21 protein-coding genes are annotated in these 26,005 nt (G+C 73.9%); 10 read left to right on the top strand and 11 right to left on the bottom strand.

What is annotated here, in order from left to right; genetic code table 11:
* Nucleotides 1-54 precede the first annotated feature (54 nt).
* Entirely contained in the window at nt 55-3,237 is a 3,183-nt protein-coding gene (locus ABZ808_RS07625) for a BTAD domain-containing putative transcriptional regulator (protein ID WP_357002281.1), read from the top strand.
* Nucleotides 3,238-3,239: 2 nt separating this feature from the next.
* Here the strand turns inward: ABZ808_RS07625 and ABZ808_RS07620 are convergent, their stop codons facing one another.
* Both ABZ808_RS07620 and ABZ808_RS07615 read right to left on the bottom strand, forming a co-directional pair.
* Nucleotides 3,240-4,067, bottom strand: coding sequence for an ABC transporter permease (locus tag ABZ808_RS07620; RefSeq protein ID WP_357002279.1), 828 nt, complete (start codon nt 4,065-4,067; stop codon nt 3,240-3,242).
* Complete coding sequence (locus tag ABZ808_RS07615; protein WP_357002277.1) at nt 4,064-5,044, bottom strand: ATP-binding cassette domain-containing protein; 981 nt, start codon at nt 5,042-5,044, stop codon at nt 4,064-4,066. The genes ABZ808_RS07620 and ABZ808_RS07615 overlap by 4 nt, the downstream gene beginning before the upstream one ends.
* Nucleotides 5,045-5,307: 263 nt before the next feature.
* Between ABZ808_RS07615 and ABZ808_RS07610 the strand changes: the two genes are divergently transcribed.
* The 8 genes from ABZ808_RS07610 (at nt 5,308) to pdxY (ending at nt 14,761) form a co-directional block, all read left to right on the top strand.
* On the top strand, nt 5,308-6,090 hold the full coding sequence (locus tag ABZ808_RS07610; RefSeq protein WP_357002275.1) for a serine protease: 783 nt from the start codon (nt 5,308-5,310) through the stop codon (nt 6,088-6,090).
* Between the two features lie 206 nt (nt 6,091-6,296).
* On the top strand, nt 6,297-7,325 hold the full coding sequence (locus ABZ808_RS07605; protein ID WP_357002273.1) for an iron-siderophore ABC transporter substrate-binding protein: 1,029 nt from the start codon (nt 6,297-6,299) through the stop codon (nt 7,323-7,325).
* Entirely contained in the window at nt 7,322-8,365 is a 1,044-nt protein-coding gene (locus ABZ808_RS07600) for an iron ABC transporter permease (protein ID WP_357002271.1), read from the top strand. The genes ABZ808_RS07605 and ABZ808_RS07600 overlap by 4 nt, the downstream gene beginning before the upstream one ends.
* Nucleotides 8,362-9,396, top strand: coding sequence for an iron chelate uptake ABC transporter family permease subunit (locus ABZ808_RS07595; protein WP_357002269.1), 1,035 nt, complete (start codon nt 8,362-8,364; stop codon nt 9,394-9,396). The genes ABZ808_RS07600 and ABZ808_RS07595 overlap by 4 nt, the downstream gene beginning before the upstream one ends.
* A complete protein-coding gene (locus ABZ808_RS07590) occupies nt 9,393-10,241 on the top strand; it encodes an ABC transporter ATP-binding protein (RefSeq protein ID WP_357002267.1) in 849 nt (282 codons plus the stop codon). Before ABZ808_RS07595 ends, ABZ808_RS07590 begins: the two co-directional genes overlap by 4 nt.
* Before the next feature lie 4 nt (nt 10,242-10,245).
* A complete protein-coding gene (locus ABZ808_RS07585) occupies nt 10,246-11,952 on the top strand; it encodes an ABC transporter ATP-binding protein (RefSeq protein WP_357002265.1) in 1,707 nt (568 codons plus the stop codon).
* A gap of 14 nt (nt 11,953-11,966) precedes the next feature.
* Entirely contained in the window at nt 11,967-13,817 is a 1,851-nt protein-coding gene (locus tag ABZ808_RS07580) for an ABC transporter ATP-binding protein (RefSeq protein WP_357002263.1), read from the top strand.
* A 92-nt stretch (nt 13,818-13,909) separates the two neighbouring features.
* The gene (gene pdxY / locus ABZ808_RS07575; protein WP_357002261.1) at nt 13,910-14,761 is read left to right on the top strand and encodes a pyridoxal kinase PdxY; all 852 of its coding nucleotides are present in this window, start codon (nt 13,910-13,912) and stop codon (nt 14,759-14,761) included.
* 46 nt (nt 14,762-14,807) lie between these two features.
* On the opposite strand, the gene ABZ808_RS07570 is transcribed toward pdxY, so the two are convergent.
* The 9 genes from ABZ808_RS07570 to ABZ808_RS07530 all read right to left on the bottom strand — a co-directional run bounded on the left by ABZ808_RS07570 (nt 14,808) and on the right by ABZ808_RS07530 (nt 24,809).
* Nucleotides 14,808-15,734, bottom strand: coding sequence for an acetamidase/formamidase family protein (locus ABZ808_RS07570; protein WP_357002259.1), 927 nt, complete (start codon nt 15,732-15,734; stop codon nt 14,808-14,810).
* A gap of 57 nt (nt 15,735-15,791) precedes the next feature.
* A complete protein-coding gene (locus ABZ808_RS07565) occupies nt 15,792-16,589 on the bottom strand; it encodes an SAM-dependent methyltransferase (protein ID WP_357002257.1) in 798 nt (265 codons plus the stop codon).
* Nucleotides 16,590-16,768: 179 nt separating this feature from the next.
* Nucleotides 16,769-17,149, bottom strand: coding sequence for a YccF domain-containing protein (locus ABZ808_RS07560; protein ID WP_357002255.1), 381 nt, complete (start codon nt 17,147-17,149; stop codon nt 16,769-16,771).
* 100 nt (nt 17,150-17,249) lie between these two features.
* Nucleotides 17,250-17,951: a cellulose binding domain-containing protein gene (locus ABZ808_RS07555; protein ID WP_357002253.1), complete on the bottom strand. Its 702-nt coding sequence runs from the start codon at nt 17,949-17,951 to the stop codon at nt 17,250-17,252.
* Between the two features lie 99 nt (nt 17,952-18,050).
* Complete coding sequence (locus ABZ808_RS07550; RefSeq protein WP_357002251.1) at nt 18,051-18,431, bottom strand: DUF742 domain-containing protein; 381 nt, start codon at nt 18,429-18,431, stop codon at nt 18,051-18,053.
* Nucleotides 18,409-18,858: a roadblock/LC7 domain-containing protein gene (locus ABZ808_RS07545; protein WP_357002249.1), complete on the bottom strand. Its 450-nt coding sequence runs from the start codon at nt 18,856-18,858 to the stop codon at nt 18,409-18,411. The genes ABZ808_RS07550 and ABZ808_RS07545 overlap by 23 nt, the downstream gene beginning before the upstream one ends.
* Entirely contained in the window at nt 18,855-20,930 is a 2,076-nt protein-coding gene (locus ABZ808_RS07540; RefSeq protein ID WP_357002247.1) for a nitrate- and nitrite sensing domain-containing protein, read from the bottom strand. The genes ABZ808_RS07545 and ABZ808_RS07540 overlap by 4 nt, the downstream gene beginning before the upstream one ends.
* 43 nt (nt 20,931-20,973) lie before the next feature.
* Nucleotides 20,974-23,544: a LuxR C-terminal-related transcriptional regulator gene (locus ABZ808_RS07535; RefSeq protein ID WP_357002245.1), complete on the bottom strand. Its 2,571-nt coding sequence runs from the start codon at nt 23,542-23,544 to the stop codon at nt 20,974-20,976.
* Between the two features lie 5 nt (nt 23,545-23,549).
* Nucleotides 23,550-24,809 (bottom strand): Hsp70 family protein, encoded by a 1,260-nt coding sequence (locus ABZ808_RS07530; RefSeq protein ID WP_357002243.1) that lies wholly within the window; start codon nt 24,807-24,809, stop codon nt 23,550-23,552.
* Between the two features lie 298 nt (nt 24,810-25,107).
* Between ABZ808_RS07530 and ABZ808_RS07525 the strand changes: the two genes are divergently transcribed.
* Nucleotides 25,108-25,995: an IniB N-terminal domain-containing protein gene (locus ABZ808_RS07525; RefSeq protein WP_357002241.1), complete on the top strand. Its 888-nt coding sequence runs from the start codon at nt 25,108-25,110 to the stop codon at nt 25,993-25,995.
* Nucleotides 25,996-26,005: the final 10 nt, after the last annotated feature.

Here is a 26,005-nt window from a genome sequence, read left to right as displayed (position 1 = left end):
CTTCCCTGACCTGGCCCCGCCCCGCCCCTCGAACGGGTGAGGGATGCTGTGTCCGTGCAGATCACGATCCTCGGCGCGCTCGCGGTCGACGGCCGGCCGGTCCGGGGTGAACGGCTCGCGGCGGTGGTCCGCGCGCTCGTCGACGCGCGGGGCCGGGCGGTCTCCAGCAGCCTGCTCGTGGAGGCCGTCTGGGACGGCACGCCACCCGACGACGCCACCGGCGCGGTCCAGGCGCTCGTGTCCCGAGTACGCCGCCTCGGGCTGCCCGTGCTCGCGGTGCCGGGCGGCTACCGGCTGCCCGCCGAGGAGGTCACCGTCGACGCGGTGCGGGCGCGAACGCTCGCCGACCAGGCGCATGCCGCGCTGCGGGGCGGTGACGTCCGCGCCGCCCGCGCCTTTGCCGACGAGGCCCGCGCCCTCTTCCCCGAGGTGCCCGAACTCGTCAGCGCCGAGGACGCACACCTGTTCGCGGACATCGCCGCGCTGCGCGCCCAGACGGCACTCGCCGGCGCGGGGCCGTTCGACGAGGTCGACCTGCGTCGGCTCGTCGCGCGTACGCCCCCGCACGAGCCGTCCGCCGCCCTGCTCGTGCGGGTGCTCGCCGCACAGGGGCGCGAGGCCGAGGCGCTGGAGGTGGTCGAGCGGCTCCGCGACGATCTGGCCGACCGGTACGGCACCGACCCGTCACCGGTGATCGCACAGGTTCACCTGGAGTTGCTGCGCGGCGAACTCACCGCGCCGGCTGCCGCGACGCCGCACCGGCAGCCGGCACGGGTCACCCTGCCCGCCGCGTGGCGGCGCCCGGTGACCGCCCTCGTCGGTCGGGAGCGGGACGTCGAGGCCGTGCGCGCCGCCCTCACCGAGGCGGCCCTGGTGACGGTGGTGGCGACCGGCGGCGCCGGCAAGACCCGGCTCGCCGCCGAGGTGGCACGGCGCGCGGCGGCGGCCGGGCAGCCGGTACGGGTGGTCGAACTCGCCGGCCTCCGCTCGCCCCACGAGGTGCTGCCCACGGTGCTCGCCGTGCTCGGTGGCGCGGACACCTCGACCACCGGCGGCGGCACCCTGGGCCTCGAACGGCGGGTGCTCAGCCCGCAGGAGCGGCTGCGCGCACTGGCGCCGGACGTCGACGGGCTGATCGTGCTGGACAACTGCGAGCACGTCCTCGGTGCGGCGGCCACCGTCGTCGCGGATCTGCTGGCCGTCACCTCGCCGGAGGTCGCGGTGCTCGCGACGAGCCGGGCCCCGCTGGGCCTGGCTGGCGAGACGGTCCACCGACTGTCCGTCCTGCCCGACGCCGACGCGCTCGGGCTGATCGAGTCCCGGGCGCGGGCCGGCGGCGCCGTGCCGACCTGGGACACCGAGCGGGCGCTCGCGCTGTGCCATCGGCTCGACAACCTGCCGCTGGCGCTCGAACTGGCCGCCGCGCGACTGCGCCACATGCCGATCGACGATGTGCTCGCGGGGCTGACCGACCGGTTCGCGCTGCTCGACGACGCCCTGCGGGGCCTGCCCGAACGCCACGCCAGCCTGTGGGCGATGGTCGACTGGAGCCGCGAACTGCTCGCCCCCGACGACCAGGCGCTGCTCCAGCGGCTCGCGGTCATCCCCGCGCCGTTCACCGCGGACCTCGCCGCCGCCGTCGCACAGAGCGCCGACGTCCGACGCGGCCTGGCGACGCTCGTCGAACAGTCCCTGCTGACCCTGGTCGAGGGCGAGAGCCCGCCCCGCTACCGGATGCTCGAAACGGTCCGCGAGTACGGCGAAGCCCGCCTCGACGCGGCCGGCGAGCGGGACCGGGCCATGGTCGGCCTGGTCGACTGGGCCCGGGAGCGGGCCGTCGCCCTCGGCGAGCGGTTCATCGGCCCCGGCCAGGTCGAGGCGCTCGACGGCTGCGCCACCGAGCAGGACAACCTGATGGCGGGCCTGCGCTGGGCGCTCGGGCACGACGACGAGCCGGCGGCGGTCGACGTCGCGACCGCGTTGCTGCACCTCTGGACGGTGCGCGGCCTGCACCTTGAGGTCGTCGGGTGGGCGCGGGGTCTGCTGCACGTCGACGATCCGCAGCGGCGGCGGCACTCGGCGATCCAGTCGGGCCGGGTCGCAGGCCGACCACTGCCCGACGCCGACCGCCTCGCCTGGATGTGCCTCGTGATCGGCCTGAACGCCGGCATCAGTGGCGAGCTGCGCCTCGCCGGGTTGAGCCGCCGGGCCCTGCGGCGACTCCTGGCCGAGCGGTCCCCCGAGATGTCGTCCCGGCTGACCGCGCTCGCGACGGCGTTGCCCGGCTTCGACGAGTCCGATCTGGACAAGAGCCTGACGAGCGCGACCCAGTTGGTCGCGCACTCGGACCCGTACGTGCAGGGGCTCGGCCTGTTCGCCCGCGCGGCGGTACGGGAGAACGGCGGCATGCCGCAGGCGTCGATGGTCGACGCCGAGCAGGCGTACCTCCGCTTCGAGGCCGTCGGTGACCACTGGGGTATGGCGATGGCGGCCGGGGCCGTCGGGCAGTTCCTGATCCCGGCCGGGGAGGCCCGGTCGGCCGAATGGCTGGCGCGCAGCGTCCGGCACATGGAACTCGTCGGCGCCACGCAGGACGCGCGGTCGATCCGGGTGCGGCTGGACATGCACCTTGCCCTCGGCGGGGATCCGGAGGCGACGCGGCGGTTGCGCGAGACCGCGACATCGGGCCAGGCCGAGCAGGGCGACATCGCGCAGGCGCGTCTCGGCCTGGCGCATCTCGCCTGGCAGCAGGCCCGCTACGACGAGGCGCTCGCGCACGCCGACGAGGTGAACCGGACACTCGCCGAGTGGGTCGGGCCGCCGCCGCAGCCGCGTGTCATGCTCCGGGTCGGGTTGGCCGGTCTGCACCTGCGGATCGCCGAGGTGCGACCGGAGTCGGCCGGTGACGTCGACTCCCGGGCGGTCGCCCTGCTGGCGCTCGCCCGCGACGACGCGCTGGCCTCGCGCGACCTGCCGGTGTTCGGGGCGTGGGCGCTGGGCGGCGCCGAACTCGCGGCGTACCGGGGTGACGTGGGCGTCGCCCGCGAACTGGCCGCGCTCGCCACGCGGATCGGCAGCCACGTCGAGTCGTTCTTCCCACCCGGGTACGGCGAACGGCTCATCGCCACCCTCGGGGACGAGGAGCAGCGTGAGCCGTTGCTGGCCGTGTGGCGGGAGCGGCCGGTGGCCGTGGCCACCGGCCGGATCCGCGAGCTGATGGGCGACCTGCTCGCCTGAGGTCAGATCTTCCTGCGGTACGCCCGCAGCGCCAGCGGCATGAACATCGCCACGAAGGCGGCGCACCAGGCGAGCGTCCACCACACGTGCGAGCCGAGCGGGGTGCCGAGGAACAGGCCGCGTACCGACGCCACCAGGTGGGTCATCGGGTTGACGTCGACGAACGCCCGCATCCAGCCCGGCAGGGTGTCGGCGTCGACGAACACGTTGGACGCGAAGCTCAACGGCATGATCAGGGCGAACATCAGGCCCTGCACGGCGCCCGGGGTGCGTACCTTCATCGACACGTAGACCGGCAGCCAGCTCAGGCAGAGCGCGAACAGCACCGCGAGCAGACACCCGGCGACCGCCCGGAACACGTCGGTGTCGATCCGGAAGCCCATCAGGTAGCCGATTCCGAGGGTCGAGACCGTGACGATCACGTACCGGACGACGTCGCCCAGGACCGCGCCCACCAACGGCGCGGAGCGGGGGATCGGCAGCGACCGGAACCGGTCGAAGACGCCCTTGGCGATGTCGGTGTTGAGGTTGACGCCGATCGCGATGGCGCCGGTGGCGATGGTCTGCGCCAGGATGCCGGGCAGCAGGAACTGCAGGTAGTCGTGGGTGGAGCCGGCGACCGCGCCGCCGAAGATGTAGACGAAGATGAGCAGGAACAGCACCGGCTGCACCGTGACGTCGACGAGCGCCTCGGGCGTACGCCAGGTCTTGATGAGGCTCCGCTTGGTCAGCGCAAGGGAGTGCCGGAGGAGCCGGAACGGGCGTGGTCGCGGCACGGCCGCCGAGAACGCCGGCCCTGCCGTGGGTGCGGTGTCGACAAGGGTGCTCATGCCGCGACCTCCGTGCGGTTGGTGGTGTCGTCGTCGGATGCCGTACGCCCGGTGAGGGTGAGGAACACCTCGTCGAGGCTCGGCAGGTGCAGGGAGAGTTCGGTGACCGCGATGCCGGCGGTGGCGAATCGCGCGACGCTCTCGGTCAGGGCCGCGTCGTCGGTGACCGGCACCGCCAGGACGCCCTTGCGGATCTCGTCGGCCTGCGCGCCGGAGCCGACCTCGGACAGGATCGCCGCGATCCGGGGCAGCTGCGCGGGGTCGCTCGGCCGGACCTCCAGCGTCTGGCCGCCCACCACCCGCTTGAGCCCCTCTGGTGTGTTGTGCGCGATGACCCGCCCGTGGTCGATCACCGTGATCGCGTCGGCGAGCGCGTCGGCCTCCTCCAGGTACTGCGTGGTGAGCAGCACGGTCGAGCCGTTCGACACCAGCGACCGGACCACGCCCCACATGTCCTCGCGCTTGGCCGGGTCGAGGCCGGTCGTCGGCTCGTCCAGGAAGATCACGTCGGGGGAGCCGACCAGGCTGGCGGCCAGGTCCAGCCGCCGCCGCATACCACCGGAGTACGTCTTGGCCTGCCGGTTCGCGGCGTCGGTCAGGTCGAACCAGTCGAGCAGTTCGGCGGCCCGCCGTCGGGCGCCGGTGCGCCCCAACTCCAGCAACGTGCCGAACAACTCCAGGTTCTGCCGCCCGGTCAGGTCCTCGTCGACCGAGGCGTACTGGCCGGTGAGGCCGATGCTCTGCCGGACCCGCTCGGCGTCGCGGACCACGTCGAAGCCGCCGATCCGGGCGGTTCCGGCGTCCGGGGTCAGGAGCGTGGAGAGAATGCGGACGGCGGTGGTCTTGCCGGCGCCGTTGGGGCCGAGCACCCCCAGCACCGTGCCGCGGGGGACGGCGAGGTTCACGCCCTGTAGCGCCCTCGTCTTCCCGAAGGTCTTGACGAGGCCCTCGGCCTCGATCACCAGGTCAACTGTCATGCCGCACAGCGTGCGCGGGTCGCCTGACACCCCGCCGACACGCCACCGACACGGCCTGACACCGACACCGACACCGCCGGGAACCCGGGTCGCGGCGATCTCAGGTGGCCCCCGGCAGCCGGCGGGATGGCCGTCGTGGCCGACCCGACCGCGATGCCCGGGGCGGCCATAACGCCGGGGTACGACCAAGAGAAGATGACGCAGAAGATCCATGAACCTCAATATGATGACCGCTATCTCGAATGTCCTGATGCGGAGGAATCATGGTTCGCTGGCGTACCCTCACCGGCCTGTTGGCCGCCGCGCTGGCCGCGGCCAGCCTCACCCTCGCCGCCCCGGCCGCGGCCGACAGCCCGATCACGCCGAACGTCGTCGGCGGCAGCCGCGCCGCCCAGGGCGAGTTCCCGTTCATGGTGCGACTCTCGATGGGCTGCGGCGGCGCCCTGTACAGCCCTCAGTTGGTGCTCACCGCCGCACACTGCGTGGGCGCCACCGGCACCAACACCAGCATCACCGCGACGCTCGGCACGGTCGACCTCCAGTCGTCCAGTCGGATCACGGTCCGGTCGAACTACGTCTACCGGGCGCCCGGCTACAACGGCAACGGCCGGGACTGGGCGCTGATCCGGCTCGCCACGCCCGTCACCGGGCTGAGCACGCTGAAGATCGCCACCACCACCGCGTACGACAGCGGCACCTTCACCGTCGCCGGCTGGGGCGCCGCGCGGGAGGGCGGCGCGCAGCAGCGGTACCTGCTCAAGGCGACCGTCCCGTTCGTCAGCGACTCCACCTGCAACTCCTACTACCGCGGTCAGGTCATCGCCGCCCAGGAGATCTGCGCCGGCTATGCCAGCGGCGGGGTGGACACCTGCCAGGGAGACTCCGGTGGCCCGATGTTCCGCCGCGACGCCGCCAACGCCTGGATCCAGGTCGGCATCGTCAGTTGGGGCAACGGCTGCGCCCGACCCAACTACCCGGGCGTCTACACGCAGGTGAGCTACTTCGCCTCGTCGATCGCCTCCGCCGCGGCGAGCCTCGGCGGCTGACCGCGACAGTGACCTGATCGACGGGTCAGCGGCCCCCTCGACGCTGGTCCCACGGGCGGCCCGGACGACTGTCCGGGCCGCCCGCCGGCGCGTGCCCTGCTTGCCGGCTCTTCCGGCAAAATCGGCCGGTGACCCCGGGTTGCGAGAACGACTCACATCGTTATGTTAGGTTAGCCTCCCCTAACCAAACGATGGAGTTTAGAGGCATGCGCTCACACCGTTTCCTGGCCGGGTTCGTCGCCCTGGCCGCGACCTTGGCGCTGGCCGCCTGTGGCGACTCGACCGAGCCGGAGGACGCCTCCGCCGCCAGCGGTTCCGCCACGTTCCCGGTCACGATCAAGCACGCGCTCGGCACCACGACGATCAAGGAGCAGCCGAAGCGGGTCGCGACCGTGGCCTGGGCCAACCACGAGGTGCCGCTCGCCCTCGGCATCGTCCCGGTGGGCATGGCGAAGGCCAACTTCGGCGACGACGACGGCGACGGCATCCTGCCGTGGGTCGCCGAGAAGCTCAAGACCCTCGGCGGGACCCCGCCGGTGCTGTTCGACGAGAACGACGGCATCAACTTCGAGGCCGTCGCGGACACCCGGCCGGACGTCATCCTCGCCGCGTACTCGGGCCTGACGGCACAGGATTACGACACCCTCAGCAAGATCGCCCCGGTCGTCGCCTACCCCGAGGCGCCCTGGGCCACGGCGTGGCGCGACACCATCAAGCTGGAGAGCCAGGCGCTCGGCCTCGCCAAGGAGGGCGACGCGCTGATCGCCGACTTCGAGAAGCAGATGACCGACGCCGCCGCGAAGCACCCGCAGTTGGCCGGGAAGTCGGCGATGTTCATGACGCACATCGACCCGACCGACCTGAGCAAGATCGGTTTCTACACGACGCACGACACCCGGGCCCAGTTCTTCGCCGACCTCGGGCTGAAGGTGCCGGCCAGCATCGCCACGCTCTCCGCCGGCACCGACAAGTTCAGCCTGACCCAGAGCGCCGAGCAGATCCAGGTCTTCAACGACGTGGACGTCATCGTCGCCTACGGTGACGACAAGCTCCTCGCCGCCGCGCAGGCCGACCCGCTGCTGTCGAAGATCCCCGCGATCAAGCGCGGCTCGGTGGTCATGCTCTCCGGCGCCACCCCGCTCGGCACCGCCGCGAACCCGACCCCGCTGGCCATCCCGTTCGTGCTCGACGACTACGTCGCGATGCTCGCCAAGGCTGCCGATCAGGTGTCATGACCACGCTGGACACGCGTGCCGTGCCGGACGCCGCCGTGGTGCGGCGTCCGGCACGGGTACGCCTGCTGTGGTTTCTCGTCGCCGTCGCGGTGCTGCTGGCGCTGATGGCGGCGTCGGTCGCGCTGGGTTCCCGCAGCGTCGGCCTGTCCGACATCCTCGCCGCGTTCCAGGGCGCGGACGACACCATGGAGCAGGCCGCCGTCACCAAACGGATCCCGCGCACCCTGCTCGCCGTGCTCGTCGGCGCGGCGCTCGGCCTTGCCGGCGCGGTGATGCAGGGCGTGACCCGCAACCCGCTGGCTGATCCCGGAATCCTGGGCGTGAACATGGGGGCGTCGCTCGCCGTGGTCACCGGAATGGTCATGTTCGGCCTCTCCGCGCCGACCAGCTACCTGTGGGTGGCGATCCTCGGTGCCGCTCTCGCGGCGGTCTTCGTGTACGCCGTCGGCTCCCTCGGCCGCGGTGGCGCGACGCCGCTCAAACTCGCGCTCGCGGGCGCCGCCACCTCCGCCGCGCTGGCCTCGTTGATCAGCGCCTTCGTGCTGCCCCGCAACGACGTCGCCGGCAACTTCCGCTCGTGGCAGATCGGCGGGGTCGGCGGCGCCACCTACGACAGCATCCGGCATGCCCTGCCGTTTCTGGCCGTGGGTCTCGTGGTCTGCCTCCTGTCGGGCCGGGCCCTGAACTCGCTCGCCCTCGGCGACGACCTCGCGGCAGGGCTCGGCGAGCGGGTCGCCGTGGTGCGCGGCGTCGCGGGCGCCGGTTCGGTGCTGCTCTGTGGCGCCGCCACGGCGGTCGCCGGACCCATCGGCTTCGTCGGCCTCGTCGTGCCGCACGTGTGCCGCCTGCTCATCGGGCTCGACCACCGGTGGCTGCTGCCGTTCTCCGCGCTGCTGGGCGCGTCGCTGCTGACCGCCGCGGACGTCGTCGGCCGGGTGGTGGCCCGCCCGGCCGAGATCGACGTGGGCATCGTGACGGCGCTGATCGGCGCCCCGTTCTTCATCTACATCGTCCGGCGGCAGAAGGTGCGCGAGCTGTGAGCACTGCGACTCTCCAGGCCGTCACCCAGGGCCGGGTCCGCCGTACGCGTCGACGGCGTGGCGTCCTCGCCATCCTCGCCGTGCTCGTCGTCGCGGCGTTCGCCGGCTCGCTGATGGCGGGGCGCACCTTCTACCCGCCGGCCGACGTCCTGGCGGTGATCGCCGGCGAGGACGTCCCCGGGGCCTCCTTCACGGTGGGCACGCTCCGCCTGCCGAGGGCGGTCCTCGCGATCCTGGCCGGCGCCTGCTTCGGGCTCGGCGGCGTCACCTTCCAGACGATGCTGCGCAACCCGCTCGCCAGCCCCGACATGATCGGCATCAGCTCCGGCGCGAGCGCCGCGGCCGCCTTCGCGATCGTGGTGCTGAATCTCGGCGAGGCGGGGGTGTCCGCCTTCGCGATCGTGCTCGGGCTGGCGGTGGCGCTGGTCATCTACGTGCTGTCGTTCAAGGACGGTGTCGCCGGCACCCGCCTCGTCCTCATCGGCATCGGCATGGCCGCCATGCTCGACAGCCTCACCGCGTACGTCCTGACCCAGGCCGCCGAGTGGGACCTGCAGGAGGCCCTGCGCTGGCTCACCGGCAGCCTCAACGGCGCGACCTGGAAGCAGGCCGCTCCGGTGGCCCTCGCCGTGGCCGTCCTGGCGCCGGTGCTGCTGAGCCAGGCCCGCAACCTGTCCACGATGCAGCTGGGTGACGACACGGCGGCGGCGCTCGGGGTCCGCCTCGAACGCACCCGGATCCTGGTCATCGTCGCGGCCGTCGGCCTGATCGCCTTCGCCACGGCGGCGACCGGGCCGATCGCCTTCGTGGCCTTCCTGTCCGGGCCGATCGCCGCCCGGCTCATCGGTCCGGCCGGGTCGTTGCTGGTGCCGTCCGCACTGGTCGGCGCTCTGCTGGTGCTGGTCGCGGACTTCGTCGGCCAGTTCGCCTTCGACACGCGCTATCCGGTGGGTGTCGTCACCGGTGTGCTCGGCGCCCCGTACCTCATCTACCTGCTCATCCGGACGAACCGCGCGGGAGGCTCGCTGTGACCACCACTCATACGCTCGCGGTCGAGAGTCTCATGCTCGGCTACAAGGATCGTGTCGTCATCTCCTCGCTCGACCTCGTCGTGCCACCGGGGAAGATCACGGCGATCGTCGGCGCCAACGCGTGCGGCAAGTCGACGCTGCTGCGGTCGATGTCGCGCCTTCTCGCGCCGCGCGCCGGCCACGTCCTGCTCGACGGCAAGGAGGTGCACCGGCTGCCGGCCAAGCAGTTGGCCCGTACCCTCGGCCTGCTTCCCCAGTCACCCACGGCGCCCGAGGGGATCACCGTGGCCGACCTGGTCGGACGCGGGCGCAACCCGCACCAGCGCGTGCTCTCGCGCTGGAGCAAACAGGACGACGCCGCCGTGGCGGCGGCCCTGGACGCGACACAGACCGCGGACCTCGCCGACCGCTCGGTCGACGAGCTCTCCGGCGGCCAGCGGCAGCGGGTCTGGATCGCCATGGCCCTGGCCCAGCAGACGGACCTGCTGCTGCTCGACGAGCCGACGACGTTCCTCGACGTCAGCCATCAGGTCGAGGTGCTTGACCTGCTCACCGACCTCAACCTGACCCGCGGCACGACGATCGTCATGGTGCTGCACGATCTCAACCTCGCCGCCCGGTACGCGGATCACCTCATCGCGCTGGCCGCCGGTAAGCTGCACGCCGCGGGAGAGCCGACGCGGGTCCTGACTCAGGAGTGCGTCCGCGCCGTGTTCGGTCTCGAAAGCCAGGTCATCATCGATCCGACGTCGGAGAAGCCGCTCATGCTGCCGATCGGCCGCCACCACGTCATCCCGTCCGCCGACCGGTCGGCGGACGCGCTCTCCCCGTCCGCCGGGTCCTGACGTCATGGCGGGCGACGACAACGGCGGTGGTGTGGTGCTGCGCCGCGCCCTGCGCCGTCAGCGCGGCCGGGTGCTGGCCGGCACCGCGCTGCTCTGCACCCACCAGGCCACCGAGGCTCTCGTCCCGGTCGCCATCGGCGTGATCATCGACCGCGCGGTCGCCACCGGGGACGTGCCCGCGCTGCTGCTCTCGCTCGCCGGTCTCGCCGTGCTGTTCACCGTTCTCGCCTACGCCTACCGATCCGGCGCCCGCCTGACCTACGCCGCCGTGGAAAGGGAGGCGCACGCCGTCCGCGTCGAGATCGCCCGGAGCGCCCTGGACCCGCGCGGACACCGATCCGGCATGCGCGACGGCGACCTGCTGGCCGTCACCGCCTCCGACGCCGAGTTGTCGGCGCTCGTGGTGCGGGTCGCGGGGCTCTCCGCCGCGGCGGTGACCGCCCTCGTCGTCTCCGCTGTCGCGCTGCTCGTCGTCGACGTTCCGCTCGGGCTCGGGGTGCTCATCGGCGTACCCCTGGTGGTCGTCGTCCTGCAGCGGATGGCGCCGCTGCTCACCCGGCGCAGCGCGTCCCAGCAGGAGGCTCTCGCCGCGACGACCGCGCTCGCCGTCGACCTCGTCACCGGTCTACGGGTGCTGCGCGGCATCGGCGCGCAGCACCACGCCGCCGGCCAGTACGCGGCGTCCAGCCGCCACGCCCTCGACGTCACCCTGCGGGCGGCCACCACCAAGGGCCTGCACCTCGGCCTCACCACCATGGTCAACGGTCTCTTCCTCGCGGCGGTCGCCGGCGTCGCCGGCTGGCTCGCGTTGCAGGGCCGGCTCACCATCGGTGAGCTGGTCGCCGTCGTCGGGTTGGCCCAGTTCGTCGCCGAACCCGTGCAGACACTCGGCTACTGCGTGCAGTTGTTCGCCATGGCACGCGCGTCGGCGGGACGGGTCGCCCGGATCCTCGGCGCCGCGCCGGTGATCCGGCCGGGCACCGCCGGGCAGCCCGCGCCGAGCCCGGCACGGCTCACCCTCGACAAGGTCGGGTACGCCGGGCTCGACGGCGTCTGCGTGCAGGTCAACGCGGGTGAGGTCCTCGGCGTGCTCGCCTACGACCCGAGCGAGGCCGAGGCGCTCGTCGCGTTGCTGTCCGGCCGGGTGTCCCGCGAGGAGTACCAGGGCACGGTGTACGTCGACGGCGTGCCCGCCGAGGAGTTGGACATCGACGCCGTACGCGGCACGGTCCTGGTCGAGCAGCACGACGTGGCGTTGTTCGAGGGGACACTGCGCGCCAACCTCGCCGCCGGCGCCAGCGTCGACGAGACCGTCCTGCACGCCGCCGTGCGGGCCGCGGCGGCGCAGGACGTGCTGGCCGCGCACCCGCACGGCATCGACCGCGTGCTCACCGAGCGGGGGGCGAACCTGTCCGGCGGGCAACGACAGCGGATCGGGCTCGCCCGGGCGCTCGTCGCCGACCCGCCGGTGCTGGTGCTGCACAACCCCACCACGGCGGTCGACGCGGTGACCGAGGTGCTGCTCGCCGAGGGGCTCGCCGGCGCCCGGACGGCGGCCGGCCGGGGCACGCTGCTGATCACCAACAGTCCGGCCCTGCTGCGGGTCACCCACCGGGTGGCCGTGATCGACGGTGGGCGGGTCATCGCCGAGGGCCCGCACGAGCAGTTGCTGGCCAGCGACGCCCGCTACCGGGAGGAGGTCCTGCGGTGACCGACGAGCCGACCATGACCGACACGCAATCCCGGCGACTGCTGCCGACGGCCACCTCCGGGCAGACCTGGGCCGCTCTGCGCGCCGAGTTCGCCCGGCTGCCCGGGCTCAGCGCCATCGCCGTCACGCTGCTGGTCGCCGCGTCCGCGACCGGGCTCGTCGCCCCCTGGGTGCTCGGCCGGCTCGTCGACGACGTCATCGCCGGTTCCGGCACGGCACGGATCGTGGCCTGGGCGGGTGTGATCGCGGGCGCCGCGGTGCTCGCCGGCCTGCTCACCGCCGCCGGGGCCGCCGTCGCCGCCCGCCTCGGCGAGACCGTGCTCGCGCGGCTGCGGGAGCGGGTCCTCGACCGCGCCCTGCACCTGCCATCGGCCACCCTGGAACGGGCCGGCACCGGGGACCTGATCGCACGGGCCGGCGACGACGTGGCAGTGGTGACGAACGTGATCACCACCAGCGGCCCGGCCTTTCTCGGCGCGCTGCTGTCCATCGTGCTGACCGCGGCGGGGCTGTTCGTCCTCGACTGGCGGCTCGGCCTCGCCGGGCTGGCCGCGGCCCCGGCGTACGCGGTGGCGCTGCGCTGGTACCTGAAGCGGTCGGTGCCGTACTACGCGCGTGAGCGGGTGGCGACCGGCGAGCGGGCACAGGCCATGGCCGGGGCGCTTCGCGGCGCGGCGACCGTGCGCGCGTACCGGATGGAGGACGCCCACGTCGCCCGCATCGCCGACCGCTCCGCCACCGCCCGCGACCTGTCGCTGGAGATCTTCAACCTGCACACGCGATTCGGGCTGCGGATCAACCGGTCGGAGTTCGTGGGGCTCGCCGCCGTGCTGCTCGTCGGCTTCCTGCTGGTGCGCGACGGCCTGTCCACGGTGGGTGCCGCCACCACCGCCGCGCTCTACTTCCACCGCCTGTTCAACCCGATCGGCCTGCTGTTGCTCCAGTCGGACTCCGTGTTGCAGGCCGGGGCGAGCCTCGCCCGGCTCGTCGGCGTCACGTCACTGCCCGCCGCCTCCGACGGCTCCGAGCCCGCCCGGTCCGAGGCGTCCGAGGTGGCGGCCGAGACCGAGCCCGCGGCGCTGGAGGTGATCATCGCCGGGCACCACTATGACGACGGACCCGTCGTGCTGCGGGACATCGCCCTGCGACTCGCGCCCGGCGAACGCGTCGCCCTCGTCGGAGCGAGCGGAGCGGGCAAGAGCACGCTCGCCGGCATCACCGCCGGCATCATCGCGCCCGCCGACGGCTCGGTACGCCTGCGCGGCGTGCCCCTGGCGCATCTGGGTGAGCACCGCGTCCGCCGGGAGATCGCCCTGATCAGCCAGGAGGTGCACGTCTTCGCCGGGCCGCTGCGTGACGACCTGCGCCTCGCCGACCCGGACGCCACCGACGCCGAGATGACCTCCGCGCTCGACCTCGTCGGCGCCACCTCCTGGCTGCGTACCCTGCCGGACGGCCTCGACACCGGCGTGGGGGAGGGCGGTCGGCACCTCACCGCCGCCCAGGCCCAGCAACTCGCCCTCGCCCGCCTCGTCCTCGCCGACCCCTCCGTCGCGATCCTCGACGAGGCCACCGCGGAGGCCGGCAGCGCGGGCGCGCGGGACCTCGACCGTGCCGCCGTGGCGGCCACCGAGGGCCGTACCACCCTGATCGTCGCCCATCGCCTCAGCCAGGCGGCAACCGCGGACCGCGTCGTCGTGCTGGAGCACGGACGCGTCGCCGAGCAGGGCACCCATGACGAGTTGCTGCAGGCCGGGGGAGGGTACAGCCAGCTGTGGCGGTCCTGGAGCACGCCCGATCTCGTGGTCCCGAAGGAACGCCAGAGCCAGGAGTACGTCCAGCACGACGCCCCCAGTGACGTGTAGGCCGGTGTCGGGCCCAGCGGCCCGGAGTGGGTCATCCGACAGATTCGGCGGGCCGGACGTGCGGCACCGGCGGGAACCGCCATGATGGGCCGGTGAAGATCCTGTCCATCCAGTCGTCGGTCGCCTACGGTCACGTCGGCAACTCGGCGGCCGTCTTCCCCCTGCAACGGCTCGGGCACGAGGTGTGGCCGGTCCTCACAGTCCACTTCTCCAACCACACCGGGTACGGCGCGTGGCGCGGGCCGATGCTGGCACCGGAGGACGTGGCCGACGTGATCGCCGGCATCGCGGACCGGGAGGTCCTCGGCAGCGCCGACGCCGTCCTGTCGGGCTACCAGGGTGACCCGGCGATGGGCGCGGTGATCCTGGCGGCGGTGGACCGGGTCAAGGCCGCCAACCCGAAGGCGGTCTACTGCTGCGACCCGGTGATGGGCGACGCCGGGCGCGGCATGTTCGTCCGGCCGGGCATCCCGGAGTACCTGCGCGACACCGTCGTGCCGCGCGCCGACATCATCACACCGAACCACTTCGAGCTGGACTTCCTGGCCGGTCGCACGACGAACTCGCTGGCGCAGGTGCTGGAGGCGGTCGACGTCGTCCGCGCGACCGGGCCCCGGCACGTCCTGGTCACCAGCGTCCTGCACGACGAGGTGCCGGAGGGCTCCCTGGAGGTGGTGGCCGTCTCGGACGAGGGTGCCTGGGCGGTGACCACCCCGCTGCTGCCGATCAACCCGAACGGCGGGGGCGATGTCACCGCGGCGCTGTACCTCGCGCACCTGTGGACGACCGGTTCACCCGCGACGGCGCTGGAGCACACCATCGCCTCCATCTTCGCCGTCCTTGAGGCGACCCTCGCGGCGGGCACCCGGGAGATCCAGCTGGTCGCCGCGCAGGAGGCGATCGCCGTGCCGCCGACCCGGTTCACCGCCCGCCAACTCCGCTGACCAAACCCCGCTTCCGGCCCTGGTCCCGGCCACCCCGCCGCGCCGGTCAGCGTAGGGCGTCGTGGCGCAGCACCGCGTGCGCGCCGACGGTTTCGTTGACGATCTGCGTCACCCGTACGTCGACCAGGACGCTGGCCAGCGCCACGGCCTCCGGGCGACTGAGGCCGTGCAGCCGCTGCATCAGGGTCAGCATCGAGTCGAGGGCCATGAACGTGGCGTCGTCGAGGGACGCGCCGACGCCGAGGGTCAGCCAGGCGTCCGCGGTGCGGGCCACCGGGCCGGTCACCGGAAAGTCGTCGCGTACGTCGAGGGTCAGCGTCACCTCGTCCATCGGGCACTCGATCGCCGTGCCGCCGACCTCCCCGTCGCCCTGCGCGGCGTGCCCGTCCCCGACCGAGAACAGCGCACCGTCGACCGGGATCGGCAGCAGCAGCGTGCTGCCGGCGGTCAGGTCCTTGCAGTCCAGGTTGCCGCCGCAGGCTCGGGGCGGGACCGTCGAGTGGCGTCCCGGCTCGGCCGGCGGCATCCCGAGTACCCCCATGAACGGGCGCAGCGCCACCGTGTGGCCGTACTGGTTGCGGCCGGTCATCGACGCCGGGTCCAGCTCCCAGGCGTGCACCACACCCTCCTCCTCGACGCCGTAGCGCTGGTTGAAGCCGCTCTGCCAACCACCGGCCACCGTCGTTCCCCAGGCGCCGGGAACGATCGCGTCGAGGCGTACCTCAAGGGTCTGACCGGCGCGAGCGCCGCGGACCGCGACCGGGCCGATCAGCGCGTGCCCGTGGTCAGGCTGGCGCTGCGGGACCCGGGGTCGGTCCCGGTTGTGCCCGCCGGGGTACGGGCCGGCCGACCACCAGCAGTCCAGGGTGCGATAGGTGACGGTGTCGCCGGGGTCGACGGTGAGCACCGGCGTGGCGTCCGCGCGGAAGTGACCGTGCAGGGTTTCGTCACCGGGGGTGAGGGTGTGCCGCATCCGAGCAGGCTACGTGCCGTGGCTCGGATGCGACAGGACGCCGGGGGTCGGCGTCGGTCAGGGCTTGCGGGCCACCGCGCCGTAGGCGTCGATCCCCTTCGCGTCGGCGTCGTCCGGACGCCACAACGGGATCGGCACCAGACCGGGATCCACCATCGTCAGCCCCGCGAAGCAGCTGGCGAGATCCTCCGGGCTGCGCAGGATGTACGGGACGCCGCCGTTGTCGGCCAGCCGCTGCGCGCCGGCGACCACCGCCGGGCTGGTGTTCGTGCCGTCCCAGAAGACCAGGTGGCTGCCGGAGGCGGTCGCGTCCATCGTCCGCCCGATGATCGAGCGCACCACGTCCAGATCCGGCTCGTAGCCGAGCACGCCCATGTACATCACGGCGATCGGCTGGTCGAAGTCGAGCGTCTGCGCGGCCTCGGCGAGGATCTTCTCCGGGTCGTGGTAGTCGGCGGGTACGTACGTGGTGACGCCCTGCGACGTCGTGCTGGCCAGCAGTGCCCGGGCGTGCACGAGAACCATCGGGTCGTTGTCCACGTAGACGATCCGCGACTCGGGCGCGATGCCCTGGGCGACCGCGTGGGTGTTCTGCATGGTGGGCAGGCCGGTGCCGATGTCCAGGAACTGCCGGATGCCCGCCTCGGCGGCCAGGTGGCGCACGACCCGCACCAGGAACCCGCGGGACTGCTGCGCCATCACGACGATCTCCGGGTAGACCTCGGCCACGGCGTCGCCGGCCGCCCGGTCCGACTGGAAGTTGTCCTTGCCACCCATCCAGTAGTTCCAGATCCGCGCCGCGTGCGGCACGTCGGGCTGAAGCTTCGCGGTGAGTTCGGCATCCGGGCCGGCCATGCCAGGCTCCTATCGAGTGGGGCATCGGTGGCGGTCACCACCGCGGCGGATCGGGGACCGCACCACGGATTGTCCACTATCGACGGCGTTCCTGGACGCCGGGCCGCCCGTGTGGAAGTGGCGTCCGTCGATGCCGCGCGCCGCGGTCACGCGGTGGCGCTCAGTGGCGGCGCGGGCGGTCAGGGTGCGTCGACCACCTCGCGTCCCAGCGGCCAGAAGGCGGCCGGGACGAGCTTGAAGTTGGCGATGCCGAACGGGATGCCGATGATCGTGACGCAGAGGGCGATGCCGGCGAGGACGTGGGAAAGGGCGAGCCACCAGCCCGCCAGGACCACCCACAGGACGTTCGCCAGCCCGGAGCCGACGCCGGCGCCCGGCTTGGGCACCAGGGTGCGGCCGAAGGGCCACAGCGAGTAGACGGCCAGGCGCAGCGACGCGACGCCGAAGGGGATGGTGACGACGAGGACGAAGCAGATCAGCGCGGCGAGGCCGTAGCCGAACGCCAGCACGATGCCACCACCGAAGATGAGCCAGAGCACGTTGAGCACGAAGCGAATCACCCCCCAATCATGAGCGATGCTCGCAACCGGAGCCCCGCCACCCGGGCCGATGGCGGGGACTCCGCAGCTGCCGTCGGAACGCCCGGTGTACCGCGCTGGATCAGCCCGGTAGCCCGCCGCACGCGACCCCGTCGATCGTGCACGCCGTGGGAGCGGCGCCGACCGTCGAGCCGTTCACCCGGAACGTCACGCGCACCGACGCGCCGCCGGGCACCTGGCCGGTGTCGCCGTCCGGCACGAACGTCCACACCGGACCATCGTGGGTGACCTGCGCGCCCTCGACCGAGCTGACCCGCAGCGACTCCCGGGGCAGCGTGATGGCCAGCGTCCACCGCGCCGACGGCACCGGGCCCGGATTGCGGACCGTCACGGCGGCGCCATAGCTGAGCAGGGCGTTGTCCTCGATGGCGAAATCGGCGGCGAGGGCGGACGGCGTCGGCGGGGCCGTCGAGGCGCTCGACGCGGGCGCGCTGGACGGCGGCTCGACCGGTGGCGGCGCCGTCGTGACCGTCGACGGCGCCGACGGCGTCGGGCTGGTCGCCGCCGGCTGCGCCTGCCCTCGGGGCGTACCGGCCGCCGGCGTGCCCACCTGATCGGCCGACGGGGGCGGGTTGAGCGTCACCGGAGCCAACCCCTCCGGCGTCCGCAGCACGCCGATGACGGAGACCGCCGTCGCGACAAGCACCCCGACCGCCGCGATCAGGGCAACCCAGGTCGCCCGCGAGACGTCACCACGACCGGTGAACACCCGCCGTACGGCCGCGGCGACGGCCACGATCCGGTCCAGCAGAATGATCGCCACAGTTCGCCGTGGCTGGGGCGGTGTTGCCGGCACTGCCTGTCTCCCCTTCACTTCGTCACCGGACACCCGCCCGCGACCTCGCGGGTGGCACCCGACCGGTCACAGGGCGCGCAGCCCGACGAGTATCGACTCGAGCAGTTCCTGCGACGGCAGCTCCGACAGCGCCGGCGGTTCGTGCGTCTCGATCAGCCCTGCCGCGAGCAGGTCACCGAGGAGGACCCGGACCGTCCCCAGGGGCAGGTCCAACTCGGCGCCGACCTCGGCCACCGACACTGGATCGTGGCACAGTTGCACGATCCGCGCCTGTTCGGGGAAGAGCGGTGTGCGCGGTGTGACCGCCCGCCGGGCGACGACCAGCGAGATCAGGTCGAACCGGCCGCGCTCGGGTGCGGTACGCCCACCGGTCATCGTGTACGGACGGGCCACCGGGCCGGCGTCGTCGTCGTACCACGCCTCGTCAGCCGAGTCGGCGGTGTGCACCCGTGTCCCCGCTCATCGCCGAGGAGGCCGGTTCCAGACTGACCGGCAGGTGCCGTTCGGCCTGCCCCACGAAGAGCGCCACCTCGTACGCCATGTCGCCCACCTCAACCTCGTCGCCGGCGATCCGGACGGTGAGGATCGTCCCGTTTCCGATGGTGGCGACGAACAGGAACGCCCGCGACATCTGCACCACGATCTGACGCAGCCCGCCCGCGTCACACGTCCGGGTGGCGGCCGACCCCAACGCCAGCAGACCGGCGACCACGCCCGAGAGTTGTTCGGCCAGCTTCGCCTCCACCTGCCGGGAACTGCCGAGCGGAAGCCCGTCCGGGGAGAGCACCACAGCGAACTCCGCGCCGCGTACCCGGTCGACCAGCCGGTCCAGCGCGCCGGTCAGGCTGTCTCCGGTCACCACTGCATGCGTCATCGATGTCTCCTCGTTGCTCTCGCGACCGGCAGTTCTACGGTGTCGGGGCCGGCGATGCCGGGTTCGGGCCCGGGTTGGCGGATCCGCATCGGCAACCCGCCGTGACCGCCCGCCTCGGGCGCTCCGGACCGACTCCGGCCGGGCGGGGACGCGGGACCGGGAGCGGGCGTGCCCGACCCGTCGCCGGTCACCGTGACCAGCTCCGGTGGCAGGAGCACGATCGCCGCCGTCCCGCCGCGCTGGCTGGGCCGCAGCGCGACCTGGGCGCCGCAGCGGGCGGCCAGCAGGGCGACCGTGTAGAGCCCGGCCGCGCCGGCGGGCGGGCCGTCCGGCGGCGGGTTGTCGAGCAGGTGGTTCGCCTCGGTCATCGCTGCCGCGTCGAGGCCCGGGCCGTCATCGACGATAATCACCGCGCAGCCCTGCGGCCGGTGCTCACCGGCGACGCGGACGGTCGTGCCCGTCGGCGAGACGACCAGGGCGTTCTCGATCAGCTCGGCCAGCAGGTGCACGACATCGGTGACGGCCGGGCCGGCGAGCGACCACGGCCAGTGCGGCGCGACCAGGACCCGGTGGTAGTCCGGCACCTCGGCGACCGCGCCGCGCGCGACGTCGAGCAGGGGCACCGGACGCCGCCAGCGACGTGCCGGCGTCGCGCCGGCCAGCGCGATCACCTTCTCCACGTTGCGGCGGATCCGGGTGGCGAGGTGGTCGAGCCGGAACAGCTCGTCGGTCTCGTCGTCGGGGCGCTCCCGCCGTTGCATCCCGTCCAGCAGGTCGAGCTGCTCGCGGAGCAGGGCCTGGTTGCGTCGGGTGACCCGCAGGAGCAATTCCCGGCCGGCGCGGTCCCGGTCCGGTTCGCCGACCGTCGGGGTGACGGCCGCGCCGGCCGACGCCACGTCGCCCGGCGGCCCCCACCGGTCGAGGTCGGCGTCCACGCGAGCCGGTTGGCCGGCGTCCGGGCCGGCCGGTTGCCGGGCGTCCACGCGGGCCGGCTGCTCGGCGACCGGGCCGTCCGGTTGCCGGGCGTCCGCGCGGGCCGGTTGGCCGGCGCCGGAGCGGGCCGGCGCGTCGGTCAGCCGGCGCACGGCGCCGGCCCAGCCGAGCAGGACCACCAGGATGGCGATCAGCCCGAGCCCCACCACGGCGCCGGTACGCGCGACGAGCACCGCGGCGCCCGGCGTGGCCCGCTCGACACTGTCGCGGGCGGTCGTGGTCACCAGGGCGTGCAGCGCGCCGAGGGCCGCGTCCGCGTCCGCCCGCCAGTCCGCCGCGCTGACGCCGCGCAGGGCGTCGGCCCGGTCCGTCCCGAGCAGCGCGTCCTCCACGGCGAGCACGCCCGTGAACGCGGGGCCGGCCAGGAGCCGCTGGTGCGCCGCCCGGCCGTCGGCGGGCAGTCCGGTCACCGCCGCGGCCCGCGTGTACCGGCCGATGGTGACCACGTCGACCAGCCGCCGCCGCTGCTCGGCCGTGATTCGCTCGCCGGCCAGGGCGGCGCTGACCAGCGTGTCCTCCCGGGCGAGCACCTCGCGGGCGCGGGCCAGCGCGATCACCGCGCGGGTGTCGGCGGCCAGCCTGCTCTCGTACGCGCCCCACTCCGGGCCGTACACGTCGAAGGCGGCGTCGACGAGTTGGTCGTACCGGTCGACCGCCCCGGCGCTGTCGAGCCGGTCGCCGTCCACCTGGGACCGGACGGTGCCGAGGCCGTTCAGCCGCCGGACCAGCTCGTCGGCCCGGTCGCGGACCGCTCCCGCGCTGAGCAGGCGCAGGTCGCTGCCCGCCGTGAACGCGCGGACGTCGGCCGCCGCCCGGTCGGTGACCTCGCGTGCCCCACCCAGCCCGGTCGCCGTGGGCGCGGCCCCGGCGATCGTGTCGACGGTCAACCGGCGCTCGGTCTGCAGGCCCAGGATCAGCCGGTCGATGGGCTGGCCGAGGGTGTCGGCCAGGGCTCGCACCCGCAGCAGGTCGGCCGCGTCCTGGCAGGTCAGATAGGCCGCGTACGACCACAGGGTGACCAGCACGGCCGCCACCGCGACAAGCCTCGCGCGCAGATGCCGCTCCTCGGGTCGCGTCACGGTCGGCTCCGCGCCGTCAGCCGCCATCCGTCGTGCCGCCGGCTCATCGGGCCGACCGCTGCGGCCACGGCTGCCCGGCCGCGTTGCTGGCCCGGTCGGCGACGACGGTTCGCAGCAGGGCGAGCAGCTCCGCCCGGTTGGCGCAGTTCAGTCGGTTGCGCATGCGGGCCACGTGATGCTCCACGGTCTTCGCCGAGATGAAGAGCCGAGCACCGATCTCCCGGTAGGTCAGCCCGGCCAGCACCAGCTCGGCCACCTCGTACTCGCGGTCGCTGAGCCCCTGCTGGGCGGGGCCGGCGATGGCGTCGGCGACCTGCGTGGTGCTCTCGCCGGGTGTCGGTCGCGGCCCTCCGGTGACGCCGGGCGGCCGGCCCTGGAGCACCCGGGCGCATTCCAGCAGGGTGGTCATCGCCCGCCGGTCGGCGGTGCGGATGGCGGCCTGCCCGGCGAGGCGGGCACCGTCCCAGCACAGCCCGGTGTCGTGCAGCCCCCGGGCGGCGGCCTGCACCCGGACCGGGTCGACGACGCCCCGGAGCACCTCGACCCAACTCTCGGCGGCCGCGGCGACGACGGCGGCGTAACGGCTGTGGTTTGCGACGGCCAGCAGGGCGGCCACGTGGTCGTCGGCGGCCGTCGGCTCGTCGGTCAGGATCGCGCCGTGCAGCCCGCTCCAGTGCAGCGGGACGCTCCACAGTGCCGGGGTGTCGAGCCGGCCGAGCAGCGCCCAGCCCTCCCGCAGGTACGGCTCCAACCGGGCCAGGTCACCGAGGCGTGCGCCGGCGATGGCGAGTTCGCCCAGCGGCAGCAGCGTGAACAGGTCGACGGGATGCCGAACCACCGCCTCCAGCGCCTGCCCCCACCCGCGCTTGAGCGCGCCGAGGTCGCTGGTGCGTCGGCCGATGCCCATCCGCAGCGCGGCGGCGAAGAGCAGGTCCCGCGACTCCAGCGGTCGTCCGTCGGCGGTCACCGAGGCGAGGCGTTCGGCCGCCGCGAGCGTCTGGCCCCGGACCATCAGGATCCACGCCTGCAACAGCCGGTGCCGGCGCGCCAGCAGCGGGCCACCGACACCGGCCGCCTGGGCCCGGTGCAGCACCCGCTCGGCGATGTCCAACTCGCCGCAGTGCACAGCGGTCAGCGCGGCCAGCGCGGCGGGGCTGTCCGGCAGCAGCGCCGCCCGCCCGTCCGGCTCCAGCAGCGCGGCGGCCTGTACGAGCGCGGAGAGCGCGGCGGTCGGTGTGCCGACGACGCTCTCCCGTACCCCCTCGGCCATCAGTCGAGCGGCGCTGGCGTGCAGGGTGGGTGGCGCGCCGCTCGGGTCGTCCACCGGCGGCGCGGCGACGGCGGTCAGGTCGCCGGTGGCGAGTTTGCCGACGGTGGCGAACGCCACCGCCGAGGCGCTGCCCGACCACGTGAACAGCTCCACACTGCGCCCGACCTGGCCGCGGTGCGCCAGGGCGCTCGCGGCCACCGCAGCGGCCCCGGCGCGGTCGCTCGGGTCGGCCGTGGCCAGCAGCCGGTCCGCCAGGCGTAGCGCGTCGTCGAGGTTGCCGGCGAGCGCGGTGGCGAGGGCCTGTCGGGCGCTCGCGGGGTGCCCGGCCACGGTGGCGGAGGCGAACAGGTCGGCGGCGAGGGCCGGCTCGTCGGCCAGCGCCTCCTGTGCGGCGGCGGCGAGGGTCGAGGGTGGACAGTCGCCGGCCATGCCCAGCCCGAGCAGTGAGCGGACCAGCGGCAGCACCGCGCCGCCCCGCGCGAGCTGCAACTCGCCGAGGCGGCGCCACACCGCGTTGCGATCCGTGGCGGGGCTGAGCGCGGTGACGGCCCGGCGGACGATCGGCGCGAGTCGGCCGTCGGCGCCGATCAACCCGGCCGCCCTGGTCGTGGCGATCAGCTCGTCGACCGCCTCCGGCTCCCGATCCAGCAGCGCGCCGAGCAGGCTCACCGGCAGCGGCACGCCCGCCGCGAGCGCGAGGAGCAGGCGGCGGATGTCGGCGGGCTGGGCCTCCAGGTCCGGTAGGAACTCGACGATGACGGACCGGGGTGCCTCGGTCGGGGCGTCCGTCGGGGCCGCGCGCAGGCCGCGGGCGAGCCGTTCGACGTCGCGGGGCACGCCACCGGTCTGCGCGTGTACGAAGTCGACCAGGTCGGCGCGCCGGGCCAGCTCGGGCGCCGTGGCGAGGTGGGCGGCGGTCTGCTCCCGGGTGAACGGGGTGAGCAGCACGGCCTGACCGTCGCGCCGGAGCGCGTCGGCCAGCTCCGTGAGGGCCGCCGACCGGGGCCACGGGCGGTGGGCGACCACCAGCCGGTGGTCGCGGGTGGCGGCCAGTCGCAGCAGCGCCGCGAGCCGGTCGTCGTCGAGCAGGTGCGCGTCGTCCACCAGCAGCAGCGTGGCCGGGTCGATCGGTTCACCCGGGTCCGGGGCGCCCGTCCGGACGGTCACGCCGGCCCTCTGGTAAGTCCGCGCCAACTCCGTGAGCAGTGCGGTCTTGCCGTGGCCGGCGGGACCGGACAGACCGACGGTCAGCGGGCCGGTCGGGTCCTCGGTGACCCGGTCCAGCAGGGCCTTCGGCCCTCGGCCCAGCACCAGCGTGGACGCGCCGATGTCATTCATGATCATTGTGGTCATCCTTCGCGTCCCCGGCTGAGCGTCAGTGCCAGGCGGGACGCCTTCGGCAGGTCCAGGGGGAGGATCCGGACCGGGGGGCGGGGTGGCGGGTCGCCCGGGACGGCGGTGTCGTGTCGGGGGCGGCGTGGCGCCGGGAGGGTGGCCCGGCCGGTGGCCGGCACCGGGTCGGCGAGCCTGGCCGGCGGGCGGGGGCGCGGTGACACCACCTGGCAGGCGGCCATCGCCGCCCCGGTGGCGGCGGTCAGTTGGGCGTCGGGCTCCACCTCGACGGGGACCGGAAGGGCCGCCGTGATCAGCTCGGTGACCAGCGGGATGCGGGCGGAACCGCCGGTCAGCAGGACGCCGTCGAGCCGTGTCGACGCCCGGCCGGCGCCGTGCACGGTGCGGAGCAGGAGGTCGACAGTGGCCTGCACGGTCGGTCGGATCATGGCCTCGAACCGGGCCCGGGTGACTGGCACCCGCGCCGGGCCGGTGGGCAGGGTCAGCACCACGTCGGCGGCCAGATCGACGGTCAGCGCCCGTTTGACCCGCTCGCACTCGTCGAGCAGCCCGCGCAGGGCGGCGTCGCGGTCCCGGCGCGCGGTGGCGGCCAGCTCGCGGGACAGCACGGTCCGTACGTGGCCGGCCAGCAGTTCGTCGAAGTCGGCGCCGCCAACCGGGTCGAGACCCTGCGAGGTGCCGAAGCTCTCGAAGGTGCCCCGTGGGGTGCGGCGTACCAGGGCCGCTTCGAAACTGGCGCCGCCCAGCGCGTAGACGGCGGCGGTGGCGCCGGCGAACCCACGGGCCGCGTGGCTCTCGGCCACCGTGACCGTGCGGGGCAGCAGCGTCACGGTGCGCAGGCCGAGGTCGACGAGCGCGCGGTGCAGCAACTCCCGCCGGTACGGGCGCCAGCCCGCCGGGTGGCTGAGGACGATCGCCTGAGCCGGGCAGCCCTCCTGGGCGTGCACCTGCTCCACCACCCAGGCGGCCAGCTCCGCCGTGAGGGTCTGTGGCGCGCACGCCTCGCCGCCGAGCAGCAGGGGCACGTCGTCGCCGATGCGGCGGACGAAGTCCCGGGTGGTGCGGCTGCCGTCGTCGGTGGCCGGCCCGCCGATGTGCAGCGCGCCGTCGGCCGCCAGGTGCAGCACCGACGGCACGAGAGGGGAGCCGCCGTTGAGGGGGACAGCCTCCGGGCGCGTCCAGGTGCCGCCGTGGCGTCGTGCGACGGCGGCAGCCGTGTTGGTGCTTCCGATGTCTATCCCCAGGACGTACGGCATCCGTCTCGTCTCTCCCCGTGAGCTGTCCGGCCGGTGGCGATGGCGTCGGCGCTGCCCGGCGCCCCACCCCCGGCGAACCCCGCGGGCTCCTACGTTCGTACCAGAGATCGCTCCCTGGTCGGGACCCTAATCTGACCGGGACGGTTTCCCCCAATCCCCCTAACGTACGAGGCGGCGAACACCCTAGCGTGGCGGGTTCGGATGCGGGTCGAGCCCCGATGTCCGGGGGTGAACCCGGCCCTAGCGTCACTGTCGACGAACGACGGTCGCCGATGCCAATCCGAGGAGAAACCGGCACATGGACTCGCACCAGACCCTCCACGACTTCGTGCTCGACCTGCTGACCAACCCGGACGCGCGGTCGGCCTTCGACCTCGACCCGGAGGGTGCGCTGCACGCCGCCGGGCTCACGGACATCACCGCCGCCGACGTGCAGGACGTGGTCCCGCTCGTCGTCGACTACGCCCCGGGGCAGGGCCTCGCGCCGCTGGCCCCGTCCGTCGGGCAGCTCGGCTTCGACCCACTGGTGACCGACACCACGGACGTGGTCGGTCAGCTGCAGAGCGTGGCGCAGCAGATCAGCCTCACCAGCTCGCCCACCGGGGTGGACGTCAAGGCCGGCGTGCTGGGCGCGCTCGCCGCCGACCCGTCGACCGTGGCCGCCGGCGTGAGCGTGCTGCCGGGCATCGGCCTGGGTGTCGGACCGAGCGGCCTCGACACCGACCTCACCGGTGTGGCCGACGTGGCGCACACCCTCGACGCCGACGTGGTGCAGCCGGTGGACGGCATCGCGGACCCGCTGCTCGGTGACGTCACCGGCACCGTCGGCGACCCGACCGGTCTGCTCGGCGGCACCGATCCGAGCCTGCTCGGCGGCGACCTGACCGGCGGTGTCCTCTCCGGAGCACACGGTCAGGTCGGCGGCCTCGTCGGCTCCCTCGGCGTGGACGACACGCTGGGCGGGTTGGGCCTGGGTCACGGCAGCGGCGTGGTCCCGCCGCTGGACGTTCCGTCGGTGGTGGGCGGTGTCACGCACCAGGTGGACGGTCTCGTCCCCGGTGTGACCGGCACGGTCGGTGACGTGACCGGTGGGCTCACCCATGGGGTGACCGGCGACGCGCACGACGGGGGGCCCGCCTCGTCGGACCACGGGCTGCTGGGCGGCATCACCGGCGGTCTGCTCTGACGGGGACGCC

The sequence above is a fragment of the Micromonospora sp. NPDC047527 genome (assembly GCF_040643015.1).
In the GTDB taxonomy this organism is placed as follows: Bacteria; Actinomycetota; Actinomycetes; order Mycobacteriales; family Micromonosporaceae; genus Micromonospora.
The sequence above is the reverse complement of the archived record's forward strand: the minus strand, read 5'-3'. Positions and strand labels throughout refer to the sequence as shown.

What these genes read in the sequence shown, in the direction of transcription:
- ABZ808_RS07620 (WP_357002279.1), bottom strand. Translation starts at nt 4,067, where the DNA reads ATGAGCACCCTTGTCGACACCGCACCCACGGCAGGGCCGGCGTTCTCG.
- ABZ808_RS07615 (WP_357002277.1), bottom strand. Translation starts at nt 5,044, where the DNA reads ATGACAGTTGACCTGGTGATCGAGGCCGAGGGCCTCGTCAAGACCTTC.
- ABZ808_RS07610 (WP_357002275.1), top strand. Translation starts at nt 5,308, where the DNA reads ATGGTTCGCTGGCGTACCCTCACCGGCCTGTTGGCCGCCGCGCTGGCC.
- ABZ808_RS07605 (WP_357002273.1), top strand. Translation starts at nt 6,297, where the DNA reads ATGCGCTCACACCGTTTCCTGGCCGGGTTCGTCGCCCTGGCCGCGACC.
- ABZ808_RS07600 (WP_357002271.1), top strand. Translation starts at nt 7,322, where the DNA reads ATGACCACGCTGGACACGCGTGCCGTGCCGGACGCCGCCGTGGTGCGG.
- ABZ808_RS07585 (WP_357002265.1), top strand. Translation starts at nt 10,246, where the DNA reads ATGGCGGGCGACGACAACGGCGGTGGTGTGGTGCTGCGCCGCGCCCTG.
- ABZ808_RS07580 (WP_357002263.1), top strand. Translation starts at nt 11,967, where the DNA reads ATGACCGACACGCAATCCCGGCGACTGCTGCCGACGGCCACCTCCGGG.
- ABZ808_RS07570 (WP_357002259.1), bottom strand. Translation starts at nt 15,734, where the DNA reads ATGCGGCACACCCTCACCCCCGGTGACGAAACCCTGCACGGTCACTTC.
- ABZ808_RS07565 (WP_357002257.1), bottom strand. Translation starts at nt 16,589, where the DNA reads ATGGCCGGCCCGGATGCCGAACTCACCGCGAAGCTTCAGCCCGACGTG.
- ABZ808_RS07545 (WP_357002249.1), bottom strand. Translation starts at nt 18,858, where the DNA reads ATGACGCATGCAGTGGTGACCGGAGACAGCCTGACCGGCGCGCTGGAC.
- ABZ808_RS07535 (WP_357002245.1), bottom strand. Translation starts at nt 23,544, where the DNA reads ATGATCATGAATGACATCGGCGCGTCCACGCTGGTGCTGGGCCGAGGG.
- ABZ808_RS07530 (WP_357002243.1), bottom strand. Translation starts at nt 24,809, where the DNA reads ATGCCGTACGTCCTGGGGATAGACATCGGAAGCACCAACACGGCTGCC.
- ABZ808_RS07525 (WP_357002241.1), top strand. Translation starts at nt 25,108, where the DNA reads ATGGACTCGCACCAGACCCTCCACGACTTCGTGCTCGACCTGCTGACC.